At 65.8% G+C, this 5,132-nt stretch carries 3 protein-coding genes and 1 rRNA gene; all 4 read left to right on the top strand.

All coding sequences use genetic code 11. The features are described from left to right. Nucleotides 1–96: ribosomal RNA gene (rrf, locus tag AC5RWX_RS29850) — 5S ribosomal RNA — on the top strand; the annotation flags it as partial. A 384-nt stretch (nucleotides 97–480) separates the two neighbouring features. Next, a complete protein-coding gene (locus tag AC5RWX_RS29845; RefSeq protein ID WP_009358243.1) occupies nucleotides 481–768 on the top strand; it encodes an HU family DNA-binding protein in 288 nt (95 codons plus the stop codon). A gap of 115 nt (nucleotides 769–883) precedes the next feature. Next, complete coding sequence (locus AC5RWX_RS29840) at nucleotides 884–3,040, top strand: bifunctional copper resistance protein CopD/cytochrome c oxidase assembly protein (RefSeq protein WP_494099835.1); 2,157 nt, start codon at nucleotides 884–886, stop codon at nucleotides 3,038–3,040. Next, nucleotides 3,040–5,079, top strand: a complete 2,040-nt coding sequence (locus tag AC5RWX_RS29835) for an NHL domain-containing thioredoxin family protein (RefSeq protein WP_494099834.1) — start codon at nucleotides 3,040–3,042, stop codon at nucleotides 5,077–5,079. The genes AC5RWX_RS29840 and AC5RWX_RS29835 overlap by 1 nt, the downstream gene beginning before the upstream one ends. Nucleotides 5,080–5,132: the final 53 nt, after the last annotated feature.

The following is a 5,132-nucleotide window of genomic DNA, read 5'->3' as shown; positions in this document are numbered from 1 at the left end:
GAAACGCCCGGTCCCATTCCGAACCCGGAAGCTAAGACCCACAGCGCCGATGGTACTGCACCCGGGAGGGTGTGGGAGAGTAGGTCACCGCCGGACAACCATTAAGCAGGGCCCTGACAACAGACGTCAGGGCCCTGCCGCATTTAACCCACCACACCCCACACCACGGGTACCGGCAACCTGACACCACGGCCCGCAACAGCACCGCCGACGAAAAGCCGCACAAGGTGATGGAGCCTCCGACGAAAACCCGCAGGAGCTGAGGAGCGCTGCCCGAAAACCCGCAGGAAGTGAGAGAGCGTCCGCTGTGGGCACAATCGGGGCCAGAAACCCTCAATAATCGGGTGATTAACCTCAAAAAGTCGCGGAAACACGCGGAATTTGCGGATCGGGACGGCCCAAGCTGGTAAGTTTTCGAACAGTGGCTTGTGCGCACGCCGCGTTCAGGCTCCAGAATCATGACCGTCCAGGAGGACATAAATGGCTAAGAACCGTAGTGAACTTGTTGCAGAGGTAGCGGGCAAGGCCGGCACGAGCCAGGCAGCCGTCAACTCCGTCCTCGACGCACTGTTCGAGGTTTTCGAGACTTCGGTCGCCGCGGGCGAGAAGATCACCATCCCGGGTTGGCTCGCCGTCGAGCGCACCGACCGTGCAGCACGCACGGGCCGCAACCCGCAGACCGGCGAGACCATCCAGATCGCCGCTGGCCACAGCGTCAAGCTGACCGCCGGCTCCAAGCTGAAGGCTGCGGTCTCCAACAAGAAGTAGAGCTTCTTCCCCCGGGATCAGTCCGGCGTGGACAAGGGGCGGCAACCACTCGGTTGCCGCCCCTTCTGCTTTAAGCCGATTCGCGGCCCGGGCCAGGGTAGCGGACAATGGATAGGTGCCTTCCGCCGCAAAACCCCAATCCACAGCAACCCAGCCAACTCCCGCCAAGGGAATCCCTGGGCAGGGTGGCGGCGCCCTGGGTGTCTCGGCGGCATGGCAGCTGGCAGGACTGGCGGCGCTCTTTCTCGGCCTGGTGGCCGCCCTCATTTTTTCCGGCGCGGCGGTGGCCCGCGAGGTTTCTGATCCCGGCGCGCCGGTCCGCTGGGGCCTGCCTGTCACCAAAGCCATTCACAACGTCTCCGTGGCCACAGTCATCGGAGGCCTTATCTTCGCCGTAGGAATCCTGCCCAAGAATCTCGGGCTCCGCAGCAGGGACCGGGATGCCCACGATGAGGATGGCCCCGAACATCCGGCCTTCACCCGCGCGATGTCGGTTGCAGCCGTTGCGGGGGCCGTCTGGACCCTGTCCGCCATTGCCGTCTTGGTGCTCACCTATTCAGACGTAGCCGGGCAAGCGGTGTCGGGCGACGCACAGTTCACGCAGGCCCTGGTCTACTTCATGACGGACATCGAGACGGGCCGGGCCTGGCTCGCCGTCACCATCATTGCCGCCGTGGTGACCACTGCCCTGTTCGGCGTCAGGTCCCTTGGCGGGCTGGCCCTGACCTTGATCCTGGCACTCATCGGCCTGGTCCCGACGGCCCTGATCGGGCACTCCTCAAGCTCTTCGGACCATGAAGGCGCCATCAATTCCCTGGGCCTGCACCTGGTGGGCGTCAGTACCTGGGTGGGTGGCATCATCATGCTTGCACTGCTATCCGGGATCCTGACAGGCCCCAAAGCGGGCGCTACGGTGGACATCACCGAGTCAACGCTGCGCCGGTTCTCCTCGCTTGCGGGCTTCGCCTTCGTGCTCGTCTTCGCCTCCGGCATTATCAACGCCAGCATCCGCTTCACCAACTGGGGAGACCTTTTCGGATCCCCCTACGGCCAGCTGATCCTGGCCAAGTCCGCTGCAACGCTGGTCCTGGGCGGGATCGGTTTGATGCACCGGCAGTGGGTAATACCGCAACTTAGCCGTAAGGGCTCCACCATGTCCTCGCGAAGGGTCCTCTGGCAGCTGGTCCTGGCTGAATTCCTGCTCATGGGTGCCACCTCCGGTGTGGCCGTAGCCCTGGGACGTTCCGCCCCGCCACAGCCCACCACGTTCGCACCCGATGCGACACCGGCTTTCATCCTGACCGGCTACGAACTCCCTCCGGAGCTGACCCCATCACGCTGGCTCACCGAGTGGCGGCTGGACTGGCTCTGGATTGCGGTGGCGCTGTTCGGAATGGTCTCCTACTTCCTGGGCGTGGCGAAGATCTACCGCCGAGGCGACAAGTGGCAGTGGTTCCGGTCCGTGAACTGGGTGATCGGCCTGCTGGTGCTCACCTACATCACCTCCGGCCCGCCGTCGGTCTATGGCCGTGTACTGTTTTCGGCACACATGGTGGACCACATGGCGCTGACCATGGTGGCGCCCATCTTCCTGGTCCTGGGCGCACCTGTGACACTGGCCCTGCGTGCCTTGCCTCCCCGCGGAGACGGTTCACGCGGACCGAGGGAGTGGCTGCTGGTGTTTGTGCACTCCAAGTTCTCGCAGGTGGTCACGCACCCGCTGTTTGCCGCTGCCAACTTCGCCGGTTCCATCGTCCTGTTCTACTACTCGGACCTGTTCGGGTTCGCCATGCGGGAACACGTGGGGCACGAACTGATGATCGTGCACTTCCTGCTCACGGGATACATCTTCATCCTGAGCATGATCGGCTCCGACCCGCTGCCGCGCCGGGCGCCGTACCCCATGCGCCTGCTGCTGCTGCTGGCCACCATGGGCTTCCATGCCTTCTTTGGCGTGGCCATCATGGGCGGAACCAACCTGCTGGCCGCGGACTACTTTGGCAACCTGGGCCGGGCTTGGGGACAGTCGGCGCTGCTGGACCAGCAGACCGGCGGCGCCGTGGCCTGGGGCATCGGCGAAGTGCCCACCCTCCTGGTGGCCATCGGCGTGGCCATTATGTGGTCCCGGTCCGACCAGCGGGAGACCAAACGCGTGGACCGGGCGGCGGACAGGAATAACGACGCCGATCTCACCGCTTACAACGATATGTTTGCCAAATTGGCGGAACGCGACGCCAGGCTGGCTGAACGAAACAAGCTGGAAGGACGCTGATGAGCGAAACCGTACGCACCCACCTCCGGGTCCGAGCTTCCGAACTGGTGGGCCGTAACTGGTTGAACACCGGGGGGAAATCGCTGGACCTCGAAGCGCTCCGCGGCAAGATCGTGTTGCTGGACTTCTGGACTTTCTGCTGCATCAACTGCCTTCACGTCCTGGACGAACTGCGGCCGCTTGAGGAGCAGTACTCGGACGTCCTGGTGACTGTGGGCGTCCATTCGCCCAAGTTCGAGCACGAGGCAGACCCGGTGGCCCTGGCCGCCGCCGTGGAGCGCTACGAGATCCACCACCCGGTCCTGGACGATCCGGAGCTGGACACCTGGAAGGCCTACACTGCCCGCGCCTGGCCCACCCTGGTGGTTATCGACCCCGAGGGCTACATCGTGGCTCACCTTTCCGGGGAAGGCCACGCGGACGGACTCGCGGTACTGATCCCCGAGCTCATCGCCGAACACGAAGCCAAGGGAACGCTGCACCGCGGCACAGGCCCCTACGTTGCCCCGGAGCCCACCTCAGGAACGCTGCGCTTCCCCGGCAAGGCACTCTTCCTGCCGGCCGGGCGCGGCTCGGCCGCTACAGATGGAACATCCGACGCCGATGCAGCGGCGGGTGCCGCCGCCAACGAAGCAGGGCCCAAGGGCGCCGCAACCCACGGCTCCTGGCTGGTTACCGACACCGGACACCACCGCCTGGTGGAACTGGGCACCGACTTCCAGACTGTTTTGGGGACTTACGGTTCCGGCACCAAGGGCCACGCTGACGGCCCCGCCGCCGGTGACGCGGCCACCGCCCAGTTCAACGAGCCCCAGGGCCTGGTCCTGCTGCCGGAGGACGTGGCAGCCAAGGCGGGTTACGACGTCGTGATTGCGGATTCGGTGAACCACCGGCTCCGCGGGCTCTCACTGCAGGACGGGAAGGCAACCACCCTGGCGGGCAACGGCATCCAGCGCCTGCTGGAGACCGGCCCGGCCCGCGTTGACGAGGACGCCGCCGGCTTCACCGGCCGCTTGAGCGAACACCCGCTTGAGGTCTCCCTGAGCTCGCCGTGGGACCTCGTCTGGTCCAGCAAGCTCAACGCCGTGGTAGTTGCCATGGCCGGCACGCACCAGATCTTCAGCTTTGACCCGCTGACCGGGGCCGTAGCCATTGCTGCCGGCAACGGCCTGGAAGGCCTGCTGGACGGCCCGGCCCACGAGGCCTGGTTCGCGCAGCCCTCCGGCCTCGCCGAAGACGCGGCCGGCAACATCTGGGTGGCTGACTCCGAGACGTCCGCCCTCCGCAAGCTCGTGATTGACGAGGACGGCGCCATCACCGTTGAGTCCGCTGTGGGGAAGGGGCTGTTCGACTTCGGTTTCCGCGACGGTCACGCTACAGAAGCACGGCTCCAGCACCCGCTGGGCGTGACGGTGCTGCCGGACGGCTCTGTGGCAATCGCCGATACCTACAACGGTGCTGTCCGCCGCTACGACCCCACCACGGGGACGGTCTCCACGCTGGCACGAGGGCTCCTGGAGCCCTCGGACGTGATTGTGGACCACACGCAGTCGGCCGGTTCGGAGCCGCTGCTGGTTGTGGTGGAGGCCAACCAACACCAGTTGGTGTACGTGCCCATCCCCAAGGAAGCCCAGCAGGTGGACGAGGGTGCGTCCCAGACCCACCGGCCGAAGAGCCCGGTGGCCGCGGGCCCGCTCGAGCTGAGCGTGCGCTTCACGGCCCCCACGGGGCAGAAGCTGGATGACCGCTGGGGCGATCCCACGCAGTTGAAGATCTCCTCCACTCCGCCTGAGCTGCTCTTGTCCGGCGGCGGCACGTCGGTGGGGCTGTTGCGGACCCTGGAGCTGTCCGCGAACGTGCCGGAGGGCGTCCTGCACATTACAGCCCGCGCGGCGGCCTGTGACGGTCCCGAGACCGAGGACGGCGAAATTCCGGACCACGCGGCCTGCCACCTCTACCAGCAGGACTGGGGCATTCCGGTGGTACTGCAGGCCGACGGCGATACGGAGCTGGTCCTGGACCTCCGCGGCATGGACTGACCAGTCGCCGTCGTGCTGCGATCGCATAAAGGGCTGCCGCCCGTGACCTAAGC

This window comes from Arthrobacter sp. SPT-J7, from assembly GCF_059089965.1.
This window is presented reverse-complemented; position numbering and strand designations above follow the sequence as displayed.

Excerpts from the sequence above, each read along its gene's own strand:
- AC5RWX_RS29845 (WP_009358243.1), top strand. The coding sequence starts at position 481 with ATGGCTAAGAACCGTAGTGAACTTGTTGCAGAGGTAGCGGGCAAGGCC.
- AC5RWX_RS29835 (WP_494099834.1), top strand. The coding sequence starts at position 3,040 with ATGAGCGAAACCGTACGCACCCACCTCCGGGTCCGAGCTTCCGAACTG.